Here is a 25,486-nt window from a genome sequence, read left to right as displayed (position 1 = left end):
TTGTTTGATGGTGGGCTTTTATTATTTTCTTGGAGGTTTTAGAGAAGATGCAAAAAATTAGCTTTGAACTAAATGGAGTGAAGCATGAAGCGGAGGAAGGAACCCGTATCCTAGATTATTTACTGCAACAGGAAATAGAGCATCCTCACATCTGCTACTCACCCATATTAGGGCCCATTCAAACTTGTGATACATGCATGTGTGAAATTGATGGGAAAATGATGCGGGCATGCTCGACTCCTATCGAGGAAGGGATGCATATCCTTACATCCTCCGAACGGGCAAAAGGTGCACAGGCAGAAGCAATGGACCGGATCTTGGAAAACCACATGCTGTATTGTACCGTCTGCGACAACAACAACGGAAATTGTCGGGTTCACAATACGGCAGAGCTGCTCGAAATTGAGCACCAAACACGCCCGTTCCGAGAAAAAAAGGAAGAAGTGGATATGTCGCATCCCTTTTATCGCTATGATCCCGATCAATGCATTCTCTGTGGCCGTTGCACGGAGGTTTGTCAGGATTTACAGGTAAATGAAACGCTCACCATCGATTGGGAACGAGAGATTCCTAGAGTGATCTGGGATGATAATAAATCGATTAATGGATCATCTTGTGTGTCATGCGGTCAGTGTGTGACAGTCTGTCCGTGCAATGCACTAATGGAGAAATCCATGCTCGGTGAAGCTGGCTTTCTGTCAGGGATGAAAAAAGACCTGTTGAATCCGATGGTCGATCTCATTAAAGAAGTCGAGCCTGGCTACAGCAGCATTTTTGCTATCTCTGAAGTAGAGGCGGCGATGAGGGAAACAAGGACCAAGAAAACGAAAACCGTATGTACGTTCTGTGGGGTAGGCTGTTCATTTGAGGTATGGACCAAAGGCCGCCACATTCTAAAAGTAGAACCAACGGAAGATTCTCCAGTCAACAGTGTCTCTACTTGTGTAAAAGGGAAGTTCGGTTGGGATTTTGTTAACAGTGATCAACGTTTGACTACACCTTTGATTCGAAAGGGAGACGCATTTGTGCCAGCTACGTGGGATGAGGCGCTTGCACTGATCGCCGAGCGAATGGGTTCCATCAAGCAAAACTACGGAGGCAACGCGCTTGGATTTGTTAGCTCATCCAAAACGACCAATGAAGATGCCTACCTCATGCAAAAACTGGCGCGGCAGGTATTTGAATCAAACAATATTGACAACTGCTCCAGGTACTGCCAGTCACCTGCCACCGATGGGTTGCTTGCAACGGTAGGATACGGTGGTGACTCGGGTACCATTCAAGATATCGCAAGTGCCGGATTAGTCATCATCGTCGGTGCGAATCCAACAGAGGGTCATCCCGTCTTGGCAACCCGCGTGAAACGGGCAAAGAAACTACACGGTCAAAAACTGATTGTCTCAGATCTGCGCAAGCATGAAATGGCCGAACGTTCTGATCTGTACCTGCATCCAAAGCAAGGGACTGATTTTGTCTGGCTGACGGCAGTTGCGAAGTACATCATCGATCAAGGCTGGCATGACGAAGCCTTTCTCCAAAACCGGGTAAACGATTTTGATTCTTATCGGAAAATGCTTGAAAAATACACGCTGGAGTATGCTGTGGAAGTAGCTGGGCTGACAAAAGAACAGTTAATTGAAACAGCCACAATGATTCGCGAAGCGGATGGTACTTGCATTTTGTGGGGAATGGGTGTGACGCAGAATATCGCGGGTTCACATACGTCAGCCGCTATCTCTAATCTCTTGCTGGTAACAGGAAACTACGGTCGACCAGGTGCAGGAGCCTATCCATTGCGTGGACACAACAACGTACAAGGCGCTTGCGACATGGGGACTCTCCCTACCTGGCTGCCGGGGTATCAGCCAATTAGGGATGATCAGGCGAGGGCCAAATTTGAAAAGGCGTATGGCGTAACGATCTCGAACAAATCAGGCTTAACCAATATTGAAATGCTGGAAGCGGTGGAGAAAGGCGAACTGAAAGCCATGTACCTGATGGGGGAAGACATGGCTTGGGTCGATTCCAACGCCAACCACGTGCATGATACGCTCAGCAAGCTTGATTTCTTTGTCGTACAAGACATATTTCTGACCAAGACGGCTCAATTTGCCGATGTCGTTTTACCTGCGTCTCCATCCCTGGAAAAAGAGGGGACCTTTGTGAATACGGAAAGACGTATCCAACGGTTGTATCAAGTAATGGAACCACTGGGAGAATCAAAACCGGACTGGTCGATCATCCAACTAATCGCACAACGAATGGGCGCAAACTGGAGTTACCAACACCCAGGAGAGATCATGGACGAAATTGCGAGCCTGGCACCGATTTATGCTGGAGTCTCTTACGATCGTTTAGAAGGATGGAGCAGCTTGCTTTGGCCAGTGCAACAAGATGGTACCCACGAGCCGCTTCTGTACAAAGATCAATTCAACTTCCCAGACGGAAAAGCAAGACTTTCGCTCGTTGAATATGTTCCGCCTATGGAGTATCCATCGGAATTTAATCTTACCTTAAATAATGGACGACTACTGGAGCATTTCCATGAAGGAAATATGACGAATAAATCAAAAGGCATCCAATATAAGCTACCGGAAGTATTTGTGGAGGTTTCCCCTGAGCTTGCTCGCGAGCGGGGGCTAAAAGACGGTTCGTTGGTTCGGCTCGTCTCTCCATACGGAGCCATTAAGCTTCGTGTTCTCGTGACAGATCGAGTCAGCGGTAAAGAATTGTATGTACCCATGCACTCTGTTAGCCATGAAAATGCCATTAACCTTTTAACCGGCAGCGTCGGGGACGTTCGCACGCAAACCCCTGCCTACAAGCAAGCAAAAGTACGTATGGAGTTTCTCAAAGAAAAAGGAATGACTCCACTGCCCATATACAATCCCCGCTATGCAAAGCGAAACCCTCAGTTGGGTGTCCAGGTAGAGCGCAAATGGGCGAGAGACGATTATGAACCGATTGCAGATGTAAACATGGTGGGAGGTAAAAAATAATGGCAAGACCGATTTCAAAAGTGGTAGAACCTGTTCTTACTGAAAGAGAAAAACAAGATCAATCGGTAGAAAGTGTCATACAAGCGCTCGCCAAAAATCCGGAAGGGATTCAGGCAACGATCAAGCTGCTCCAGGAACTCCATGAAAGTGGAATTCTTGGAGCACTCAACGCCGTCGTAGAGGCGAAGGAGGATATTGCCAAAATTGTCGTAGGGCAAATGGTACGTCCTCCTGTCATTACTATGATCAACAATGCGATGGCTGCCGCAGGTGGGTTAACAGAGCTAGATCCTGATATGACAAAAAAGCTGATGGGCGGTGTTACAAAGGGTCTACAAAGGGCCGATGATGCTCTTCGCTCTGGAAAAAAGGTTGGTGTCTTCGATTTGATGAAAGCTCTGCGTGATCCAGACATCAATCGGGCGATGGGTTTTGGTATAAACCTGCTGAAAGGATTAGGAGAGGGTTTAAAGGAATGATGAAAGAGACATCAATCGTGCACTTCTATCAACGGATGCTAAATACTTCACTCATCATTCTGGGGCTTGTCTTGAGCTTTTATCTAGTACGCGAACTGTATTTCATTGTGACAGCTGCACTTCTTGGTAATACTAACGTTCATGATATTTTGGAGGAAGTCTTAGCCTTTTTCCTGTACTTTGTTTTTGTTGCTATGATCGTCAAATATTTCAAGGAAGAGTATCACTTTCCGTTACGATACCTCATCTATATCGGCATTACCGGCACGATACGTTTTATCATCGTCAATCGTGATGACGCTATGAATAATCTGATTCTATCGCTAGTAATACTTATCCTGGTCATTTGTTACCTATTGTTGGCTCCTCGTAAGAACAAACAAGGGGAATGAAAGGAGAGCATCGAATGACGAAAAACCTCGAACATCAATTCAGCATGCTAGTTCGTGAGATACGAAAAGAATACGTCGGTAACGGTCCGAAAGAAATCGTTACACGTTTTTGTGGTCCATGGGTGATCTGTGAGATGAAAGGGAACCTGACAAATGTTGAAAAATTTATGATTCTGTCTGATGAAGGCAAACGAATGGTACACGATGCACGCACGAAGCTCGTGAAGAACATCTATAACGACCCTGCGGTAGTAGCAAAACTCGAAGATATCATCCACGCAAAGGTCTTGCGGATTTTTTCAGATATTAGCATTGAAGAGGACATTGCCATGACCGTCTATGTTTTAGATAGATCAATTTCTTGATCAGGATGGGAGGAAGGAGAGAAACGCTCATGATTCAACCGGTGTGCGTTTTATCACATCTCCTGCATGATGAATATGGTACTTTGAAGGAAGTGGTAGATTCCATCGTGACAGAATCACCGATCGAAGTCAGCTCCTACTGAATTGACTCTTCGTCTGGAGCAGGATCTTGGCATTTCCACGGTAGGTTTTATTCGAAATCAAAAGTTTAATGTGTACACGTGGCCCGAACGAATTGCAGAGGTTGAAAGGGGGAATTCCAGTGATTCCAAGTGAATTGGTGGACGCTTTTGGTCGTGTCCATGACTATCTACGCATATCGGTAACGGATCGTTGCAACTTGCGGTGTGTTTACTGCATGCCTGCTGATGGGATGGAATTTGAACCTGATGAAAATATCTTGTCTTTGAACGAAATAACCGAGGTTGTGAGGGTTTTGGCCGAAATGGGGGTCAAAAAAGTAAGGCTGACAGGTGGAGAACCATTGGTCCGCAAAGGCATTGAACATTTGGTATCCGCGATAGCGGGAATTCGAGGAATCGAAGATATCGCAATGACTACCAATGGGATTTTCTTGGCGAGAAAGGCTCAACAATTAAAAGAAGCCGGCTTGAACCGTGTGAATATCAGTCTGGATACATTGAAAGCGGATCGTTTTTCGTTGATTACCCGCGGTGGAGATGTCCATCGCGTTTTGGATAGCATAGCTGCATGCCAACAAGTAGGGATAGATCCAATTAAGTTGAACGTCGTCCTTCGTATTGGAACGCTGTCATCATTTGGGCTGGAAAGTGGCTGAGAGTCATGAAGTGCGAGGCAACGGACCTGCACAAACGTTTCGGATAGAAGGCGCCAAGGGGAGTTTTGGGCTTATTCATCCCGTGAGCGATCATTTCTGCGAAACTTGTAATCGGCTTCGTTTGACAGCAGATGGAAATATAAAGCCATGCCTATATTGGTCGGATGAGTTTAATGTTCGTACGTGCATTGGAGATGATGAAGCGGTACGCGACCTCTTTTTTCGAGCATTGCATATCAAACCACTGAATCACGAAATGGCCAAAGCTTTAGTTGATGAGAGTCAGTCGCATGTACCAACAGGTAGGCGCATGTCTCAAATTGGAGGGTAGTGTAGACGACATGGATAGAGTAGATTGCGTGAATCGGTTTCATCGAAATGCGGTTCAAGTTGTGGAAGCACAGCGCAGAATTGAGCAACATCTGAACCGTCTGGATGTGGAAGAAGTCTCATTGGAAAATGCCTACAGTCGTACGTTGGCGGAGGATATCATTGCGCCAGACAATATGCCTCATTTCCGGCGTTCTGGGATGGATGGTTTTGCGATCATGTCCAGTTCAACTCGAGGGGCATCATCTGAATCTCCTGTCCTTTTGGAAGTGATCGACAATATTCCGTGTGGAGCTCTACCTACAAAAGAATTATCGCAAAGAACGGCCTCTCGAATCATGACGGGAGCCATGGTACCTGAAAATGCAGACGCAGTCATCATGCTGGAAATGACAGACGACTTTGAGGAGCAGGGCAAAACGTACATTTCCATTAAAAAAGAAGTCCATCCTGGGCAGAACCTGACTCCGATTGGCCACGAAATCACAATGGGCCATTGTGTTCTGCAAAAAGGTACAGAAATCCTCGCTGGTGAGACCGCATTGTTGGCTACATTCGGTTTCTCCCGCGTCAAAGTATATAAGCGCCCAACCATCGCAATTTTTGCAACAGGTTCAGAGCTTTTACCTGTAGATGCGCCTCTTTGCGCAGGTAAAATTCGAAACAGTAACTCTTACATGCTGGCGGCACTTATTCGGGGGGCAGGAGGGATTCCATTACTGATGGGTTCCATCCCAGACGAAGCGGATCAGGCACAAACTCGTATTCTTGAAGCATTTTCCGTTGCGGATTTCGTGATCACATCAGGTGGAGTATCGGTAGGCGACTACGACATTCTCGTAGATATTTTTGAAAAATGGAAAGGGAAGGTCCTGTTTAACAAAGTAGCGATGCGACCCGGAAGTCCTACATCCGCAGGGGTTTGGAATGATCAATTTTTGTTTGCTTTGTCAGGCAATCCGGGAGCATGCTTTGTTGGTTTTGAGCTCTTCGTTCGTCCTGTGATTTTGGGTATGCAGGGCATTCAAAATAGATACATGAGAGACTTTACTGCTTTTCTAGGCGAAGACTTTACAAAGATAAATGCGTATCCTCGGTATGTTCGCGGAAAGTCTTATGTAATCGATGGCAAGGTGTTCGTAAAACCTGTTGGGATGGATCAATCAAGCGTTACGGTATCCATTAAAGATTCCGATTGCTTGATCAAGATTCCACCTGGAGGAAAGGGAATGCTACAAGGTGAACTTGTCTGTGCCTTGATGCTTAGAGGATAATACTCACCTTGCGGGTGCTTTGGTGAAAGTAACGGCTGTCCATTGGAAATAATAGGTAGGCGAAGTGCTTGGTTGTAAGCGAGAACTGCCAGAAGCGAAGATCTCCTTCTGAATGGTACAATGTAAATATAAGTAGAAATGAATACTATCGGAAGGATGTTTGGCATGAGCGAATCTAATCAGGAGTATATCGTAATCTCCGGTGCGAGGGAAAACAATCTCAAGAACGTATCCTTACGCATTCCGAAGCGGAAGATTACGATCTTCACCGGTGTATCTGGCTCCGGCAAGTCATCGATCGTCTTCGATACGATCGCCGCAGAATCCACGCGATTGCTGAATGAGAACTTCAGCATGTTCGTGCGCAATTTCTTGCCCCGCTATCCGCAGCCGGATACGGACGCGATCGAGAACCTGAGTATGGCGGTTATCGTGGACCAGAAGCGACTGGGGGGCGGCTCCCATTCCACGATGGGCACAATTACCGATATTTCTCCCATTCTTCGCCTGCTCTTCTCCCGAATAGGTCAGCCCAATGTTGGACAAGCGCATATGTTCTCCTTTAATGACCCCCAAGGCATGTGTCCCGAATGCAACGGGATCGGTCGCAGTCTGAGCGTTGACATGAGCAAGGCGCTGGACATGTCAAAGTCGTTGAATGAAGGGGCAATCATGCTGCCGGACTATAAGGTAGACGGCATGGAATGGAATATGATCGTGCAGACGGGCTTCGATCCTGACAAGAAGCTGAGCGATTATTCGGATGAGGAGCTAGAGCAGCTGTTGTACGCCAAGGCGAGGAAAGTGGAGATGCAATTCGCCGGGAAAGCCGTGAATATTACAGTAGAAGGCGTCATGGAGAAGTTCACCAACAAATACATCAAGCAGGATCTAAAGACGAAATCTGAGCGTACACAAAAAGCGGTTGCGCCGTTCATCTCCGAAGGTTCTTGCTCCAGCTGTCATGGTGCGAGACTCAATCAGGCCGCACTGAACTGCAAAATCAATGGCCTCAACATTGCAGAGATGTCTTCCATGGAGGTCGGTCGGCTCATTCGCGTCATCCAGGGGATTGACGATTCGGTCGCCGCACCGATGGTCAAGTCGTTGACGGAACGGTTGCAGCATCTAGTGGATATCGGACTAGACTACTTGACGCTGGATCGTGAGACGGATACCTTGTCCGGCGGCGAGTCGCAACGTGTCAAAATGGTGAAGCATCTGAGCGGCAGTCTGGTGGATGTTACTTACATTTTTGATGAGCCCAGCGTTGGTTTACATCCCCGTGATGTACACCGATTAAATGAATTGCTTCAGAAGCTCCGCGACAAGGGCAATACCGTCATTGTCGTCGAGCATGATCCTGATGTGATCAAGGTGGCAGATCATATCGTCGACGTCGGGCCTCACGCTGGTAGCCACGGCGGTACCATCGTGTATGAAGGTAGCTTTGGAGGTCTGCTGGAGACAGGGACACTGACAGGTACCCATATGAAGCGGCCGATCCAGCTGAAGCAAGATTACAGGAAGCCGTCCGGCAAGTTATCCATTGTGGATGCCAAACTGCACAACCTGCAGAACGTGAGTGTTGATATTCCAACCGGAGTGCTGACCGTAGTTACGGGTGTCGCCGGCTCAGGTAAGAGTACGCTGATAAACGAAGTATTCCTCAGCAACCATTCGGATGCGATCGTCATCGACCAATCGGCGGTAGGCGTGTCAACACGCTCGAATCCCGCGACCTATACAGGGATCATGGATGATGTGCGCAAGGCGTTTGCTTCCGCGAACAAGGTCAACCAAGGCTTGTTCAGCTTCAACTCCAAAGGGGCTTGCGAGAACTGCCAAGGTCTAGGGGTTGTGTATACAGACCTTGCATTCCTCGAAAGCGTCAAGCTGCCGTGCGAAGTCTGCGGAGGAAGACGGTTCAAGGAAGAGGTGCTCGCATACAAGCTGAACGGCAAGTCAATTGCAGAAGTACTGGAGATGACGGTGGAGCAGGCATTGGAATTTTTTGAGCTAAAAGAAGTTGTGCGCAAGCTCCAGGCGATGAGTGATGTGGGGCTAAACTATATTACACTCGGCCAGCCACTTAGCACGCTCTCCGGCGGGGAATGCCAGCGCATCAAACTAGCAAGCGAGCTGCACAAGAAGGGTAGCATCTACGTGATGGACGAGCCGACAACTGGCCTACATATGTCAGATATCGGTCACCTTCTGGAGATCATGAACCGCCTCGTGGATACAGGCAATACGGTAATCGTCATCGAGCACAATCTCGATGTGATCAGCCAAGCGGATTGGATTATCGATATGGGACCGGACGGCGGCAGCAAAGGCGGACAGGTGGTCTTCGAGGGCACGCCTCCGCAGATCATCCATGCGGAACAGTCGATCACGGGAAGATATTTGAAGTAATGCATTTAATCTACTTTCGTAATGTATGGGAGCCCAATGTAAAAGCTGCTATGGCATAACGAATTCAGATCTCCTCATGGGAAACCGGAGGAGATTTTTGTTATGCTGAGGAAAATATCAGAAAATAAAAAATAATCTTGACATTAAACCAGGTGGTTAGTAAAGTGGTGATTACAAGCAACCTATCGATCGATCGATCGACTCGAGTTTTCTGCAATCATCAGTAGAAAGGAGCGCGCTTTTTTGACGAAAGAAAAAATATTTCAAGCAGCATTACGACTATTCGCAAGAAAAGGATTTGAAGCAACCAGCATACGTGATATCGCTCTAGTTGCAGAAGTAACCTCTTCTACCCTCTATCATTACATGAAAACAAAAGAGGATCTGCTCGTTGCCATCATGCAAGAAGGGTTACAGACCCTACTTGGAAATGCAAAGGAAGTGCTCGCTGAGCTTGAAGCGCCCGAACAACAATTGGCAGCGTTTGTACAGCTTCATGTTACCAGCCATGCCATTGACAAGCTAACAGCGTTAGTAGTAGATACCGAGTTCCGTGCGCTGACAGGAAATACGCGCGTAGAAATTGCCAGGTTGCGCAGTGAATATGAGCTGCTCTGGCATCGTATTTTAACGGACGGATTAGAGGGGGGCGTATTTACGATAGAAAATACCAAGCTTACCGTCCTGGCTTTGCTTCAAATGTGCACGGGTGTCGCCCATTGGTACTCACCCGATGGCCCAAATTCATTGGAAGAAATCAGCTTGAATTTTTCCGATATGGCGCTTGCACTCGTTCAGGCAAAGCGAAACGGTCAGCAACTGACTGTCTCCGATTTAGATCTGCCTGAACCCGCTCGTTTTTTTATGAAACCATGGCTGGGGGCTGCTGCGCATGAACATTCTTGATGCCCGTGTCCGCTTGCCACAGCAGTTCCGTGAGGCACGCATCGGTGAAATGCGAAATGAGTACGTCGCTCAATATGATGCGGTGTTACAAGTAAGATCGACTATCGCGAAAACGCTCGACGATTTGATTCAAGAAATGAAAGAATCAGGAGTACACCATGCCATTATGCATGCAGAATACGAATTCGGCGAGAATGGAGATGCGCTGAATGATGCATTGGCAAAAGTCATATCCGCTCACCCTGAGCTCTTCTCAGGATTCGGTACGATTTCAATGGAGCATTTCAGACCGATGCGCGCTGTCCAACAAGTGAGCCGCATCAGAGAGTTGGGCTTTCTGGGAGTAAACATCCAGCCTGCATTTTTTGAGATGCCGATCGATGATCGCAAATTATATCCCGTATACGCAAAGGCTGCCGAGTTAGGCTTGGCAGTTGCCATTCATACGGGAATTAATTATTCGATGATTCATCCCATCCGGAATGAACACCCGCTGTTGCTAGATCAAGTCGCCTGTGATTTCCCAGAATTAACATTGATCGCGTGTCATGGGGGGTGGCCCTGGGTGCCTGAAATGGTTGCCGTAGCGCGCAAGCACCCCAATGTTCTGATGGATTTGGGCGGGCTTTCTCCAAGGTATTTGGGGGTGCAAGGAGCAGGGTGGGAGATGATGTACAGGTTAGCAAACAACCTCTTGCAAGATCAAATCCTCTTTGCAACAGACTGGCCTGTATTTCCTCTGAAACGCGCGATTGCAGAATGGAAGGAATTAAGCATAAAGCCCGAGGTGCTAGAGAAGGTGCTCGGTTCGAATGCAAGAGCATTGTTTTCCAAAATAAAGGCGGAGGTAAAAAAGAATGACAACACGTAAGGCGGTGGTAGAGTGTGAGATCCATCAAGAGATAGGCTGGATTCACCTGAATCGCCCCGAGCGGTTAAATGCGGTGATTCCACAATTGGTAGAGGAGCTGTATGGATCGCTCGATAAGTTGGAACGGGAAGGAGTAAGGGCGGCAATACTGGCTGGCCGCGGGAATGCTTTTTGTGCAGGACATGATTTGCGTCATGAAGAAAAGCCTGCAAATGAGGCTGAGATACGCCTTAACCTACAGAAAATTCAGGATATAACGCGAAAGATTCAGCGCGTTCCTTTTCCGGTGATCGCTGCGGTCCATGGTTATGCATTAGGAGCTGGGTGTGAGTTTGCACTCGGATGTGATTTGATCATCGCCGCTCAAGATGCCGAATTCGGCTTTCCGGAAGTGAGTGTCGGACTTAGTGTTACTGGAGGAATCTCACATATCCTTCCCATCGCGATCGGACTGGTCCGGGCGAAAGAATTGCTGTTTTCGGGCGAAAGATTTGGTGCATCGCAAGCACTGCATCTAGGACTCATCAACAAGGTAGTGGATCATAAAGTGTTAGCTGAAGAAGCTGACAAGTGGGCGAAACGGTTAGCTGAGCTCCCGCAAGTAGCGCTTGCAAAAGCCAAATTTGCGCTAAATCGCGGGGCACAATGCGATCTGGAGGCAGCTTTTGAATTGGAGATCGAGCATGCGCTGGCAACCGTGCAATCGATCGAATCCAAGCAGGCGGCTGAAGGGTTCCGAAAAAAAGGATCGGTATAAAGAAGGAGGGCTGAAACCTTTTGGACTTGCAAGAAATCAAGTCTTTGACGGCGCGGGCGGCCAAACGATGGGGAGAAAAAATCGGGCTTGTCTTTGATGAATGGAATGAACAACTATCATTTAAGGAGATAGAAGACCGTTCCAACCAGATCGCCAACATGCTCCAAGTGCTGGGCGTAGGCTATGGGGATCGGGTAGCCGTCATGCTGAGGAACCAGCCGGAATTCCCGCTTACTTGGCTGGCGTTGGCAAAACTGGGCGCGACTATCGTGCCGATAAATGTAAATTACAAAGAGTACGATGCTCAGTATATCCTCCACCACTCCGAAGCAATCGTTATCGTAACTTCACAGGAGTTTTTATCCCTGCTACAGAAGATCAGACCTTCCTTACAAACCCTCCAAACAATCCTCTCAGTAGACCAATCAGACGATCCCAACGCTGTCGATTTCAGAACGATGTGTGAAACAGCGCCCACGACACCAACAGCACTTACCGTTTTTCCTGAAACTTTAGTCAACATCCAATATACATCCGGCACGACAGGCTTCCCCAAGGGGTGTATGCTATCCCATGAATATTGGCTCACCATAGCAAAAAAGATGATCGAGCAGCATCCCAATTTGACCCATTCAGATGTACTGTTAACGGCGCAGCCCTTTTACTATATGGACCCGCAATGGAATTTGCTGGGTGCGATCGCTGTGGGGGCAAAGCTTGTGGTTCTCGATCGATTTCATCCCTCTACATTTTGGCAGAAAGTACGGCAATATGGCGTTACCTTTTTCTACTGCCTGGGGATCATGCCCACGCTAATGGTCAAAACACCACGCTCGCCCTTAGACAGGGAAAATAACGTTCGCACCATCTTTTGCTCGGCCATTCCCCCGCATCTGCACCGCGAATTGGAAGAGCGATGGGGCGCGCCATGGTATGAGGTTTTTGGCATGACAGAGACAGGTGGAGATATTTCGGTAAAACCACACGATCATGACCGATTGCTCGGAACAGGCTGCATCGGAAAACCGGATAAAGACCGGACCGTCCGCATCGTTGATATTCACAACCGACCCGTTTCGAGAGGCGAGGTTGGTGAGCTCGTCCTACGGGGCTTGGGGATGATGGATGGCTACTATAAAGACCCTGATGCGACTTGCGCTGCCTTTCAGGGCGGCTGGTTCCACACCGGAGATTTGGTCCGAATGGACGAAGGCGGATACATCTATTATGTCGGCAGAAAAAAGGAGATGATTCGCCGGAGCGGGGAAAATATTTCGGCTGCTGAGGTTGAGGAAGTCATGAAAATGCATCCGGCCGTGCAATATGCTGCCTGTCTTCCAGTGAAAGACGAAATACGTGGGGAAGAAATCAAGGCATACGTGGTAGTGAAAGCGGACCAAACGGTGCCTCCTCATGAGTTGATCTCTTATTGCGCCGAGCATCTTGCTTACTACAAGGTTCCACGATATTGGGAATTCCGAAGTGAATTGCCTCGTACCCCATCTGAGCGTATAGCCAAGCATGTACTGGCGAACGAAAAAGCAGATCTTCGCATCGGTTCCTATGATCGCATGGATGATAGCTGGAGATAACATGCAAATGGAGAGGAAGATAGGGATGAATAGTTGGGTAAAGGTACTGAAAGAGCTGACAGAGGCTTCCGGAGTTCCCGGACAAGAACAGGAAGTGCGAGAATTAATGCACACGTACTTGGAACCGCTTACAGAAGAAGTGTTCACAGATAATCTGGGAAGCATAATCGGGCGGAAATCAGGCCTGGCCAATGGACCCAAAATCATGATGATGGGCCATATGGATGAAGTGGGGTTCATGGTAACGCGTGTCATGAAGGATGGATTCATCGCCTTCCAGCCGCTTGGTGGCTGGTGGTCGCAGGTGATGCTGGCACAGCGCGTGAACATTAAAACATGCAAAGGGGATATCGTTGGCGTAATCGGGTCAAAACCGCCGCATCTGCTGTCTTCGGAAGAACGAAAGAAAGTGGTTGAGATCGAGCGGATGTTCATCGACATCGGAGCATCCAGTGCAGAACAGGCAAAGGAGCTGGGAATTCGCCCAGGTGATCCGATTGTGCCGATCTGCCCTTTCACGGTGATGGCGAATGACAAGATGTATATGGCAAAAGCGCTCGATAATCGCGGCGGTTGCCTGACAGCCATTGAAGTAATGAAACAGTTACAAGAAACGGATCACCCCAACATCGTCTTTAGCGGCGCTACTGCACAAGAAGAAGTGGGATGCCGCGGCGCATTCACAAGCACGTATATGGTGCAGCCAGATATATTCATTGCATTGGAGACGGGGATAACGTTTGACACGCCAGGAAGCGCCGACTCTCCTAATTTGCCTGATATCAAGTGCGGTGGCGGGCCTACAATTGGTCTATTCGACGGCTCGCTCGTACCCAATCGAAAATTGCGGGAACTGTTATTTGATACGGCTGAAGAGGAAGGCATCCCGTATCAATATGGTGCTATTGCAGGTGCGGGTACGGACGCAGGAGCTGCACATATGGTTGGCAAAGGGGCTCCATCAGTTGTTATTGCAATCCCTGCGCGCTACATTCACAGTCACGCTTCGATTCTTCATCATGATGATGTAGAAAATACGGTGAAATTGCTGACGGCTCTCGTCAAAAAGCTGGATCAAAAAACGGTTGATTGGCTCAGATCGTAGGAGGCAAGGATATGTCCCAAACAAGGGAGAGTGGTGTCATTCATGGGGATGAGAAAGCGGGAAACCACCACGTTTGTGAGCATTGTCCTTTCCTGTTTCGTATTGTTGGCAAGCGTGGTCGGCTGCGGGACGCTTGCCACGAAACCAGATACGGATGAAGGAAAAAAAGATGCCAATATATCCGAGAAAAAGGGCGGTACGATCACCGTTGCGATCGGCAGTGAACCAGATACACTGGATGTCCACAAATCGACAGCGTTAAGCACGGAGGGGGTCACGCTCAATCTAGGGGGGGCTCTCCTTTACAGAGATCCCCAAACAAATGAGGTCAAGCCCCATCTGGCCGAATCGTACTCCATTGCGGAAGATGGGAAGACATGGACATTTCGCATTCGCCAAGGCGTGACCTTTCATGATGGGACACTGCTTACTGCACAGGCGTACAAGCGAACGTTTGAGCGGGCCATGGCTCCGGAAATCGCTCCGAAAGGCGTAGGGATGGTTCTTGGCATCATCAAATCGATCAAAACACCAGATGATCAGACCCTTATTTTGGAGTTGAATGAACCATCTGCCACGCTCCTCACCTATTTCACTTCCGCGAGCTGGATGCAGCCGCTCTCGGTGGACGCGGTGCAAAAGTTTGGGGATCAATACGGAAGGAATCCGGTCGGTGTCGGACCATGGAAGATGGAGAGCTGGAAATCAGGAGACTCTATCACGCTGATTCAAAATGATGCGTATCGCTGGGCAACGCCCTTCTTTAAAAATCAAGGACCACCGAGGCCGGACAAATTAGTTCTGAAATTGATTCGAAATCCGCAAACGGCTGTCGCTGCTTTGGAGAGTGGAACCATCGACATCGCTGATCTGCCTGCGAAAGACGCGAAGAAATTCAAGAACAACAATCGTTTTACGGTACTTGAGCAGACAAAGCGCGGCTTGGGGCTGTTTGTCGAGCTGAATTTGAATAACGAGATTTTACAAGATAAAAACGTACGCAAAGCGTTGCAAATGGCAGTAAAGAAAGATGCTATCGTGCAGTCGCATCTGCAAGGCGAAGGAATTGTTGCAGATGGTCCGCTACCAGCAAATTTGTTCGGATACGATCAATCCATTGCCCAATATGCATACAAATACAACCCCGAGGAAGCAGTGAAGCTCCTGGAAGAAGCCGGATGGAAACTGAATGCACAAGGGATAAGGGAGAAAGCAGGAAAACCGCTTCATCTCGAATTGTTGAGTATGGAAGTATGGTCTCAACCTGCCCAGTTGATGCAAGGAATGTTCAAAGCGATTGGGGTAGACGTGAAAATCATTACTCTGGAAGGCAGCGCAGTCGACCAGTTAACTGCTGCCGGCACATTTGACTTGGCGCTGGATGGATACGTCGCTGATGACCCTGATATCTTGTTTCCGTTCATGCATTCAACACAGATCGGTGGGATGAATCGTTCAGCCATCCATGACAAAACGATCGATTCCTTGCTGGAAAAGGGACAGGTGACGATGAAGAGCGACGATAGAGCGAAAATTTATGAAGATCTTCAGAAGCGCGCTGTTGAGGAGGCGTTTTGGATTCCCATTTACACGGAAAAACGGTTTGTCGTAGTAAACAACCGTGTTCAGGGACTGATGCTTGATCCATCCGGACTGAAATTGTATCAGGACGTGTGGGTTAAGTAAACGAGGAAACAAAAAACAAGGAGAACAGGTCATGAACAATCAGGAATGGATCGTGAGTTATGAGGAGTTTGTCCGGGAAACAATGATGGGAAGCAAGGTGCCTGGGGCTGCAATTGGAGTGGCCAAAAACGGACAGCTCGTTTATGCCAAAGGCTTCGGCTATCGTGATACCGAGCAAGGTACGGTAGCGACAGTTGATACTTTGTTCGGAATCGCTTCGATTACAAAATCGTTCACCGCTATTGCGATCATGCAGCTACAGGAAGCCGGAAAACTGACGGTTGCCGATCCTGTTTCCCGTTTTTTGCCAGAGTTTCATGTAAAAACGGGAAGTGGAACGGAAGCAATCACCATTCACAACTTTCTAACCCATTCCTCCGGTTTGCCGCCATTATCTTGCGTCGATGAAGCACTCAAGCGTGGAATGAACACCTATGAGGAATTAATGACCTATATGGCACAACTGGAATTTACTTTATTGGGCGCACCAGGTACGGAGTTCAGTTATTCCAATGATTGCTATACGCTACTGGGTGCTATTGTTGAGCGGGCAAGCGGCAAGCCATATTCGACGTATGTGAAGGAGCATATTCTCCAACCAGCTGGAATGCAGCATAGTTGCTTTTCTTTGGAAGAGTTGCACGGGTACGAGGATAGGACACCGCTATTTGAGACACCGCCGTTTCAATCATCCGGGGGATTAAAATCAACGCTCACCGACATGATGAGATACACCGAGTTGTTTCGCACGAAAGGTTTGATTGGCAAGGAACGAATTCTTCGCACGGAAAGTGTGCAGCAGATGACCACCCCTTATTTCCGATGCGAACAAAACCAATATTACGGATATGGTGTAGCGATTACACCCAATTTCTACGGTGCTGTGATGCTGGGTCATAGCGGCAGAGAAAAAGGGATCCAAGCCTACATGAGCATCATCCCCGAGAACGGATTGGCTGCCGTGGCGCTCACCAATCTCAGCGGTTCGCCGGCTGCCGCATTGGCACATGGCACGTTTCACTGCATCGAGAATCGTCCTGCGAAATCAACGCATGTCACGTATAAGGAATATGACCTCCCGACAGATCGTCTGCTTGAATATGCGGGCGAGTACGGATCTATGGAAGGAATTCATCTTCAGGTAAGCGTGGATGCAGGCACGCTGATCGTAACGGTCGATCATTCGGACTCATTCTCTTTAAAAGCTATCGACGAAGACGTTTTTCTCGCGAACGTTGAAGGTTCGGATCAAACCGTACGCTTTATACGAGACGGAAGTCAAACGGTAATTCGCATGATGGGCTCCTATCGCCAAATTCCCAAGCGAGTTTAGCCGTAAGCAATGAATACGCATTCTGGAAGAGAGGAGTGAACGAATCATGAAACAGTATTTGTTGAATCGGATGCTATCAGGAGTGATTGTCCTCCTCGGCATTTCCATCTTTTCGTTTGCGCTCGTTCATTTTATTCCTGGAGATCCAGTACGGATCATGTTAGGGGAAAAGGCTACAAAAGCACAAGTGGAACAGTTACGTGATCAAATGGGGCTAAATCAACCCCTTCCTCATCAGTACCTGACCTACATGGAAAAAGTCATCCAAGGGGATCTCGGGACTTCCTTACAAACAGAAAGACCTGTCATCGTGGAAATAATGGAACGGTTTCCGGCAACGGCCAAGCTAGCCTTCGCTGGGATTGGCATCGCGGTCGTGATTGGCTTAACGATGGGAATGATCGCTGCGAAATACAAAAATACGCTCTTGGACTTTATGCTGATGGCAGCAGCTTCGATCGGATTATCGCTGCCGAGCTTCTGGCTGGGGTTAATCGTAATCATGTTATTTTCTGTTCAATTAGGCTGGTTTCCCATCGCGGGCGGTACGGGATGGAAGGATCTTGTTTTGCCTGCTTGTACCTTGGGCGTTTTGTCTTCCGCGATGATCAGCCGACTGACGCGTTCAGGTATGGTCGAAGTGCTTTCCCATGATTACATTCGAACGGCACGAGCCAAGGGATTGAGGGAGTCGATAATCCTATTTCGACACGCCTTGTGCAATGTCATGATTCCTGTTGTTACGGTGGTAGGCTTGCAAATCGCGACTCTGCTGGGTGGGGCGGTTATCATCGAACAAGTGTTCAACTGGCCTGGTATCGGCACATTGGCTATCCGTGCGATTTCAGCCCGTGATCTTCCGATGATTCAGGGCATTGTGCTGCTTATGGGCTTCGTCTATGTCGTGGTAAATATGATGGTCGACCTCCTCTATGGTTTGATTGATCCGCGTGTCGACCTCATTACGGAAAAGGAGGGGCGGTAACTTGAATGAGGTGAGCAAAACTGTCGCACATGGGGCGACGCATGCCAATTCCCCGATTTTTCCCAAACTTGCCTTTTGGGAAAAAATCAAGAATCAGCGAGCAGCAAAACTAAGCTTGGTGGTGCTTTTACTCATTTCTGCGATCGGAATCGTCGGGCCTTGGATCGCTCCTTATGACCCTACTGAAAGTAATTACGAAGCCTTTTTGCAAGGCCCGTCTGCCAAGCATGTTCTCGGAACGGATGCGATCGGCCGCGATTTGTTTTCCCGTATTTTATACGGAACGCGCGTTACGCTTGTGGTTGCTGTCATGGCGGTCGGCATCACCGTATCGGCAGGGACGATGATTGGTGTCATCAGTGCGTATATGGGAGGATTTATTGATCACCTGCTCATGCGGATTATGGATATTTTGCTCGCCTTACCGGGGATCATTTTGGCCTTGGCCATTGTCGCGGCGCTTGGACCGAGTCAAACGAATGCGATGATCGCAATCGGCATTTCTTCGATTCCCAGCTTTGCGCGTCTGATCAGGGCAGCGACTCTCGTCATCATGTCGTCTGGATATGTGGAAGCCAGCAGGTCGATCGGGACGCCGAGCTGGTGGATCATTCTTTTCCAGGTTCTCCCCAATATTACGAATGTATTGTTCGTTTACATGACATTGTTCGTCGGGGGAGCGATTCTCGATACGGCTGCATTGGGCTTTATCGGCTTGGGCGCGCAGCCGCCGACTCCCGAATGGGGGACCATGTTGAATGAAGGAAAAGATTATTTGTCCGATGCCTGGTGGCTTGCGACATACCCAGGATTGGCCATCACCATTGTCGTGTTGGCAGTAAATCGGCTGGGAGATGCCTTGCGTGATATTTTTGATCCTCGTACGCAAAAGTAAATGGGCAATAAGAGGATTGGAGAGGGGGACTCCATTTATGGACAATGTATTGGAAGTGACAGGGCTGACAACCCGGTTCTCGAAAGAGTCGGGTACGGTTACGGTTGTTGATCAGCTTGATTTATATGTGAATAAAGGGGAGACGCTGGGAATTGTCGGAGAGTCGGGGTGTGGCAAGAGCGTCACTTCGCTCTCGCTCATGCGACTGTTGGACGATAATGCCACTTTGACTGGAAGCATTCGATTCAACGGGAAAGAAGTGCTTGCGCTGAGTGAAGCCGAGATGCGCAGTCTCAGAGGCAAGGAAATGGCGATGATTTTTCAGGAACCGATGCATTCGTTAAATCCGGTGTTGACGATCGGCCGACAAATCAGTGAGGTATTGCACGAGCATGAGGATGAAAGTAAAGCGGCGGTAAAGCAACGGGTACTGGATTTGCTTACCGTGGTGGGTATCTCCCGAGCGGAAGAGATTTACAGGGATTACCCGCACCGTTTGTCAGGAGGAATGAGGCAGCGGGTGATGATTGCCATGGCGATCGCATGTAATCCGTCATTACTGATCGCTGATGAACCGACGACCGCATTGGATGTGACAATTCAAGCGCAAATCTTGAATCTGATCAAAAAAATCAGAAGGGACATCGGCATGTCAGTGATCATGATTACGCATGATTTAGGGGTGGTAGCTGAAGTGTGCGACCGCGTCATAGTGATGTATGCGGGACAAGCGATTGAAACAGCCGACGTACGGTCGTTGCTGCGCAATCCGAAGCACCCATACACCGTAGGTTTGCTCCAATCGACACCAAGGCAACGCACAAAGAGGCTTCACAGCATAAAAGGCAGTGTGCCGACACCGGAAAACAAACCAAATGGGTGCCGGTTTGCCCCGCGATGCGATAGAGCGATGGCGATATGTTGGGAGCGAAATCCTGTGCTCCGTCCAGTGGATCAGCATTCTTCTTGTCGATGCTGGTTATTTACCCAAGACAAGGATCATGAACAGGAAAGCTCGGTGGTAGGTGGATGACGACTCCAATCCTGGAAGTGAAAGGGCTGCGCAAGCTGTTTCGCATGAAAAAAGGGTGGTTTCAACAACCGCATGATGTTCATGCTTTAAACGGGATTGATGTGAGCGTCTATGAAGGAGAAACGCTGGGGATTGTCGGGGAGTCAGGCTGCGGAAAGTCTACATTGGGAAAATGTATTCTGCGTTTGCTGGAGCCGGTCCAAGGCGAAATTCGTTTCCAAGGTAACGAAATAGGAAAAATGAACAAAAACGAAATGCGTGCAGTAAGGCGAAATATGCAAATGGTTTTTCAAAATCCATTTGAAACATTGAACCCGAAACTAACGATCGGGCACATCTTGACGGAGCCGCTGATTTCGCACGGTATTCCTCGAGAGCAGAGACAAGCGCTACTGGAAGAAACGATTGAGATTGTCGGCATGAGCAAGCAGCATCTATCTCGCTATCCTCACGAATTTTCCGGAGGGCAAAGACAACGAATTGGCATCGCCCGCGCCCTGATTCTTCGGCCAAAGCTGATTATCGCAGATGAGCCTGTCTCCGCACTTGATGTGTCGATTCAATCGCAAATTCTTAATTTGCTGCAGGATTTGCAAGAACAATTTTCTTTGACCTATGTCTTCATTTCACATGATTTGAGCGTAGTTGAGCACATTGCCGATAAAGTGGCGGTCATGTATTTAGGTGAAATCATCGAGTATGCTGAGAAAGAGAAGCTGTTTGGACGACCGCTGCATCCCTATACACAAGCATTGCTTTCAGCCAAACCCATTACCGATCCTGATGATACGCGAGAGCAAATTGTGTTGTCCGGAGATCTCCCGTCTCCGTCTAATCCGCCGAAGGGATGTAAATTCCATCCGCGCTGCCGGTCCAGCATGGAAATATGCAAAGTCGAGTTGCCAAAGCTGAGTGAAATAGAAGGGCAATCGGTCGCTTGTCATCTCTATCAATCATTTCCCGCAATCGATCCTTCTTAAAGCAAGGTGACTGCTCCATAATTCTGGAACTTGTAGTTTGCACGGTACATCGGATAAAAGGAGGAGAGAAATGTTTGATCTTGGGATCCCGTTTAAAAAAATGAATGGCTGTGGCAACGACTTTATTGTAGTAGACAATCGCGATGGCCTGTTGAACGAGGTTGCGCTTTCAGCCTTTGTCCAAAATGTATGCAGGCGAGGCACTTCAATCGGTGCGGATGGGTTCATGCTGCTGGAGAACTCCAACATCGCCGATTTTAAGATGAGGTATTTTAACGCTGATGGCAGTGAAGGAGAAATGTGCGGTAACGGTGCAAGGTGCATGTCGCGCTTTGCGTACCACATCGGGGCAGCCAAGACGAAGATGAGTTTCGAAACGATGGCCGGCATCTATCAGGCAGAGCTCAATCAGAACGGCGTAAATGTCAAGTTCCCCGACGTTCAATTGCAGGCGCTGAAGCTGAATCAACCATATGAGTGGGACGGACCAAGCGGCGTCTACCACTACGGTGTTGTCGGAGTACCCCACACGGTCTGGTTTGTCGAAAATGTTATCGCGATAGCGGACGACCAGCTCAGAGAATGGGGACGAATGGTCAGAAATGATCAGCAGCAGTTTCCCCATGGTACTAATGTAAATTTTGTGGAACTGATTGATAGGCAAACGCTTAGCATCAGAACCTATGAGCGCGGAGTAGAGGCAGAGACCTACGCGTGCGGTTCCGGATCGACTGCTGCAGCAATCATTGCCGGTATTTTAGGACATGTAGACACCTCTGTGAACGTGCTTACTCGAGGGGGACCACTTAAAATTTCTTATCATCTCACAGATTATGCTGCCGAATCCGTTTACTTGGAAGGCAACTCAAAGCTGGTAGCAGAAGGACATTTGCTGCCCGATGCATGGACATGAGAACGCCCTATAGTGATAAACCCTTCTGTTACAAATAAGACACAAGGTGACATATTTAAAGGTCTAAAATGGGAGTAGATGATCAACGAAAGGAGTAACTATTCATGAAACGAAGACTCATTTTAGATCTAGCCGTTACCTTAGATGGTTTTATTGAAGGGAAAAATGGGGAAATTGATTGGTGCATAATGGACGCTGAAATGGGGTTTGTTCATTTCTTACATCAAATTGACACGATTCTATATGGAAGAAAAAGTTATGATTTATGGGGACAATTTTCGCCAGAAATGGAACATACGGATAAGGAAAAAGAGATTTGGGGATTGGTTCATAGTAAAGAAAAATATGTGTTTTCCAAGACACAAAAAGGGACTGATCATAAAGCAATATTCATCAACGATCATATTCTTGAAGTAGTCAATCAATTAAAGAAGAAGCCTGGTAAAGACATCTGGCTATATGGTGGAGCTAGTCTTATTACAACTTTTATCCATTTAGAGCTTGTAGATGAATTTCGATTATCTGTTCACCCTGTTATTTTGGGAGAAGGAAAACCGCTGTTTATGGATATAAAGCAGAGGGTGAATTTGAGTTTGGTGAATACAAAAACTTTCTCCTCTGGCGTTGTGCAACTCATCTATCATTTGAATGGGAAGTAATATTCAGGATCGTATGTCACTTCTTCAACGAACGAGGTTAGCTATTTCAATCATCACAGCGGTGAGCCAAAGACTTTCAGGTCATGGGTCGCCGCTGTTTTATTATTCAAAGTCAGTCCAAAATCAACTTTTATGAAAATGGAGATTACTTCGTTGGTTTCATCACTTTACAGTTATATAACCAGGTGGCAGCACGTCAATATGGCGTACGGATTGAAGAATCGATGAGGATCGTGGTAGAATTTGTCACGAGATGGCCTCTTTCTTGAATAGGTTTGACGAATTGTATTGGAGCTGAGATAAACCATGAAAACGGAGATCATAAATAGATTCATCTCTTACGCACAAGTTGATACACAATCCGATGAGAACAGCGAAACTTGCCCCTCAACACCAGGGCAGCTAGTGTTGGCCCAAATGCTCGTGGACGAGCTGCAAGCCATAGGTATGCAGGAAGTAACGATGGATTCGAACGGCTATGTAATGGCAACCCTACCATCCAATACAGACAAAGAGATTCCAACAATCGGTTTTCTTGCTCATATGGATACAGCCACCGATTTTACCGGCGCTGGCGTGAAGCCGCAAGTCATCGAAAATTATAACGGACAAGACATAGTCTTGAATGAAGCACTTACTATTGTCCTTTCGCCGCGCGATTTTTCAGAGCTGACTGGCTACAAAGGGCACACGTTAATAACGACAGACGGTACCACATTACTTGGCGCTGACGATAAAGCCGGTATTGCCGAAATCATGACCGCTATGGCTTATCTGATTCGACATCCAGAACTAAAACACGGGAAAGTGAGAGTAGCTTTCACTCCGGACGAGGAAATCGGCAGAGGCCCAGACAAGTTTGATGTGTCCGCCTTCGACGCAGTATATGCCTATACGATGGATGGCGGTCCTCTTGGCGGGATCGAGTACGAGAGCTTTAACGCTGCATCAGCTATCATTACTTGCAAAGGAAAGAACGTTCACCCTGGCTCTGCCAAAGGTAAAATGGTTAACGCTGCTAAAATAGCCATGGAGCTGCATGGAAGGCTGCCGATTCATGAAACTCCTGAGGAGACGGAAGGCTACGAAGGCTTCTATCATCTGTCTTCCATACAAGGTGACGTCGAGCAAACTCAGCTGCGTTATTTGATCCGGGACCACGATCGTAATCGGTTTCAGGAGAGAAAGTTCCACCTAGCTCGTATCGTAGAAGAACTACAGAAAAAATACGGAGAGAAGCGAATTGAGCTCGAAATCAAAGACGAATACTTCAATATGCGGGAAAAGATTGAGCCTGTAATGGAAGTAGTGGACATCGCTACACAAGCACTAGAAAACCTCGGAATCCTGCCGATTATTCAGCCGATACGCGGTGGTACAGATGGCTCTCAGCTATCCTACATGGGGTTGCCAACACCGAATATTTTCACTGGCGGGGAAAACTACCACGGGCGGTTCGAGTATGTTTCCGTTGACAACATGATGCACGCTGTAAACACCATCATCGAAATCGTTAAGCTGTATGAGCAAAGATCCTGATCACGGGGTATCCTTAATAAAACTCATCTTCCTATCAAAAAGACTTGAGATTACCCTAGGGGTAGAATTTGCTTAGGGGATGTTGTCAGGAGGGAGCGCTCATGAAGAAGAATCAAAAAATTGTAGTGGTTGGTGCAGGTATTGTTGGTACATCCATGACCTACTACTTATCAAAGCAGAATCAGAATGTCACTTTAATAGAGACGAATTCAACTGCTGCATGTGAAGCCACTAACAAGTCTTTCGGTTGGATTCATCCATCGTATCAGGTATCAGAAAATTATCGACATTTGTATGATGCATCGATAGCCGAATATCATGAATTAGAAAAAGAGATACCTGATCTAGAAATTAAATGGGATGGAGCACTGACTTGGGAAGTCCCTATAGATTATGAGGAGTCTCGTAAACAACCATTAAATCGGCAGCAAATCATAAAATTAGAACCGAATCTAAAGGAATACCCCGAGGAAGCTTATTATGCGTACGAAGAAGGCGCACTAGATCCAATTTTGACTGCAAAACTTTTGGTGAAAAAAGCAGAAGAAAATGGAGCGAGCATACTGTTTGATACAAAGGCGATGCAAATAATCACAGAGGGTTCTAAGGTTGTTGGGGTAAACACCTCCAATGGTTTTCTAGAAGCAGATGTTATTGTAGTAGCCACTGGCGCAGCTATACCCGAACTCTGTAAGCCATTAGGCTTTGATGTTCCTGTCTCTCCTTCACCTTCTATACTGATCCGAATGAAATCGAAAGAAAAGTTGATCCGCACCTTAGTTTCAAATTCTAAGTTTGAAGCGAGACAACTAACCGATGCTCTGTTACTAGCAGCGGAAGATTATATCGATGAGTCTGAACAAAATGGACCCGAGGCAGTTGGAAAGCGGGCGTTTGAAATTCTACGGCACAATCTAAAAGGCGGAGAGAAATTGGAGCTGGAAAGCATCCAGGTAGGCTTGAGACCCATGCCTGAAGACGGTTACCCTATTGTTGGATTTCATGACGAAATAAAGGGTCTTTATCTGACCGTTATGCATTCAGCTGTTACACTAGCTCCTATTATCAGCCGCTTGGCTGCGAATGAGATAATAAACAACGTACAAATGAAAGAATTAGAGAGCTGCCGACTAATCAGATTTTTATGTGAAGTAGATTAGGGGGAAAAGGCGATAC

Annotated in this window: 21 protein-coding genes and 2 pseudogenes; all 23 read left to right on the top strand. The window is 47.6% G+C overall.

Translation table 11 applies throughout. The annotated features are described in order from the left end of the window. The first annotated feature begins 47 nt into the window (after positions 1–47). A complete protein-coding gene (gene fdhF, locus HPY27_RS05745) occupies positions 48–2,999 on the top strand; it encodes a formate dehydrogenase subunit alpha (protein ID WP_174224542.1) in 2,952 nt (983 codons plus the stop codon). Beyond that, positions 2,999–3,478, top strand: coding sequence for a helical membrane plugin domain-containing protein (locus HPY27_RS05740; RefSeq protein WP_174224541.1), 480 nt, complete (start codon positions 2,999–3,001; stop codon positions 3,476–3,478). Before fdhF ends, HPY27_RS05740 begins: the two co-directional genes overlap by 1 nt. Further along, positions 3,475–3,870 carry a phosphate-starvation-inducible protein PsiE gene (locus HPY27_RS05735; RefSeq protein ID WP_017248528.1) on the top strand — a complete coding sequence of 132 codons (396 nt, stop codon included), beginning with the start codon at positions 3,475–3,477 and terminating at the stop codon, positions 3,868–3,870. The genes HPY27_RS05740 and HPY27_RS05735 overlap by 4 nt, the downstream gene beginning before the upstream one ends. Before the next feature lie 14 nt (positions 3,871–3,884). Continuing rightward, positions 3,885–4,235, top strand: a complete 351-nt coding sequence (locus tag HPY27_RS05730; protein WP_026043098.1) for a Na-translocating system protein MpsC family protein — start codon at positions 3,885–3,887, stop codon at positions 4,233–4,235. A gap of 123 nt (positions 4,236–4,358) precedes the next feature. After that, positions 4,359–4,511: pseudogene (locus tag HPY27_RS05725) on the top strand (formate dehydrogenase accessory sulfurtransferase FdhD); the annotation flags it as partial. Beyond that, positions 4,501–5,365 (top strand): annotated as a pseudogene (locus HPY27_RS05720) (GTP 3',8-cyclase MoaA). The pseudogenes HPY27_RS05725 and HPY27_RS05720, both read left to right, overlap by 11 nt. A 10-nt stretch (positions 5,366–5,375) precedes the next feature. Beyond that, on the top strand, positions 5,376–6,638 hold the full coding sequence (locus HPY27_RS05715; protein WP_371814308.1) for a molybdopterin molybdotransferase MoeA: 1,263 nt from the start codon (positions 5,376–5,378) through the stop codon (positions 6,636–6,638). A 165-nt stretch (positions 6,639–6,803) separates the two neighbouring features. Next, positions 6,804–9,056, top strand: a complete 2,253-nt coding sequence (locus tag HPY27_RS05710) for an ATP-binding cassette domain-containing protein (protein ID WP_174224539.1) — start codon at positions 6,804–6,806, stop codon at positions 9,054–9,056. 243 nt (positions 9,057–9,299) lie between these two features. Next, positions 9,300–9,962 carry a TetR/AcrR family transcriptional regulator gene (locus HPY27_RS05705; RefSeq protein ID WP_174224538.1) on the top strand — a complete coding sequence of 221 codons (663 nt, stop codon included), beginning with the start codon at positions 9,300–9,302 and terminating at the stop codon, positions 9,960–9,962. Further along, entirely contained in the window at positions 9,949–10,833 is an 885-nt protein-coding gene (locus HPY27_RS05700; protein WP_017248535.1) for an amidohydrolase family protein, read from the top strand. Before HPY27_RS05705 ends, HPY27_RS05700 begins: the two co-directional genes overlap by 14 nt. Further along, positions 10,820–11,590, top strand: coding sequence for an enoyl-CoA hydratase/isomerase family protein (locus tag HPY27_RS05695; RefSeq protein WP_017248536.1), 771 nt, complete (start codon positions 10,820–10,822; stop codon positions 11,588–11,590). The genes HPY27_RS05700 and HPY27_RS05695 overlap by 14 nt, the downstream gene beginning before the upstream one ends. A 20-nt stretch (positions 11,591–11,610) precedes the next feature. Then, entirely contained in the window at positions 11,611–13,182 is a 1,572-nt protein-coding gene (locus HPY27_RS05690; RefSeq protein WP_174224537.1) for an AMP-binding protein, read from the top strand. 25 nt (positions 13,183–13,207) lie between these two features. Beyond that, positions 13,208–14,287, top strand: coding sequence for a M42 family metallopeptidase (locus HPY27_RS05685; RefSeq protein ID WP_174224536.1), 1,080 nt, complete (start codon positions 13,208–13,210; stop codon positions 14,285–14,287). Positions 14,288–14,329: 42 nt separating this feature from the next. Further along, a complete protein-coding gene (locus HPY27_RS05680; protein WP_174224535.1) occupies positions 14,330–15,973 on the top strand; it encodes an ABC transporter substrate-binding protein in 1,644 nt (547 codons plus the stop codon). A 31-nt stretch (positions 15,974–16,004) separates the two neighbouring features. Beyond that, complete coding sequence (locus HPY27_RS05675) at positions 16,005–17,306, top strand: serine hydrolase domain-containing protein (RefSeq protein ID WP_174224534.1); 1,302 nt, start codon at positions 16,005–16,007, stop codon at positions 17,304–17,306. Between the two features lie 46 nt (positions 17,307–17,352). After that, on the top strand, positions 17,353–18,291 hold the full coding sequence (gene nikB, locus HPY27_RS05670; protein WP_174224533.1) for a nickel ABC transporter permease: 939 nt from the start codon (positions 17,353–17,355) through the stop codon (positions 18,289–18,291). Between the two features lies 1 nt (position 18,292). After that, the gene (locus tag HPY27_RS05665; protein WP_069844984.1) at positions 18,293–19,186 is read left to right on the top strand and encodes an ABC transporter permease; all 894 of its coding nucleotides are present in this window, start codon (positions 18,293–18,295) and stop codon (positions 19,184–19,186) included. A gap of 37 nt (positions 19,187–19,223) precedes the next feature. Beyond that, positions 19,224–20,219, top strand: coding sequence for an ABC transporter ATP-binding protein (locus HPY27_RS05660; protein ID WP_174224532.1), 996 nt, complete (start codon positions 19,224–19,226; stop codon positions 20,217–20,219). Further along, positions 20,216–21,199: an ABC transporter ATP-binding protein gene (locus HPY27_RS05655; protein WP_173621853.1), complete on the top strand. Its 984-nt coding sequence runs from the start codon at positions 20,216–20,218 to the stop codon at positions 21,197–21,199. Before HPY27_RS05660 ends, HPY27_RS05655 begins: the two co-directional genes overlap by 4 nt. Before the next feature lie 70 nt (positions 21,200–21,269). Beyond that, positions 21,270–22,112, top strand: a complete 843-nt coding sequence (dapF, locus tag HPY27_RS05650; protein WP_173621854.1) for a diaminopimelate epimerase — start codon at positions 21,270–21,272, stop codon at positions 22,110–22,112. A gap of 104 nt (positions 22,113–22,216) precedes the next feature. After that, complete coding sequence (locus tag HPY27_RS05645; RefSeq protein ID WP_174224531.1) at positions 22,217–22,771, top strand: dihydrofolate reductase family protein; 555 nt, start codon at positions 22,217–22,219, stop codon at positions 22,769–22,771. 306 nt (positions 22,772–23,077) lie between these two features. Continuing rightward, complete coding sequence (gene pepT, locus HPY27_RS05640) at positions 23,078–24,310, top strand: peptidase T (RefSeq protein ID WP_174224530.1); 1,233 nt, start codon at positions 23,078–23,080, stop codon at positions 24,308–24,310. 101 nt (positions 24,311–24,411) lie between these two features. Continuing rightward, positions 24,412–25,470 (top strand): NAD(P)/FAD-dependent oxidoreductase, encoded by a 1,059-nt coding sequence (locus HPY27_RS05635; RefSeq protein WP_174224529.1) that lies wholly within the window; start codon positions 24,412–24,414, stop codon positions 25,468–25,470. The last annotated feature ends 16 nt before the right edge of the window (positions 25,471–25,486 follow it).

The organism is Brevibacillus sp. HB1.1 (assembly GCF_013332445.1).
Lineage (GTDB): Bacteria > Bacillota > Bacilli > Brevibacillales > Brevibacillaceae > Brevibacillus > Brevibacillus porteri.
The sequence above is the reverse complement of the archived record's forward strand: the minus strand, read 5'-3'. Positions and strand labels throughout refer to the sequence as shown.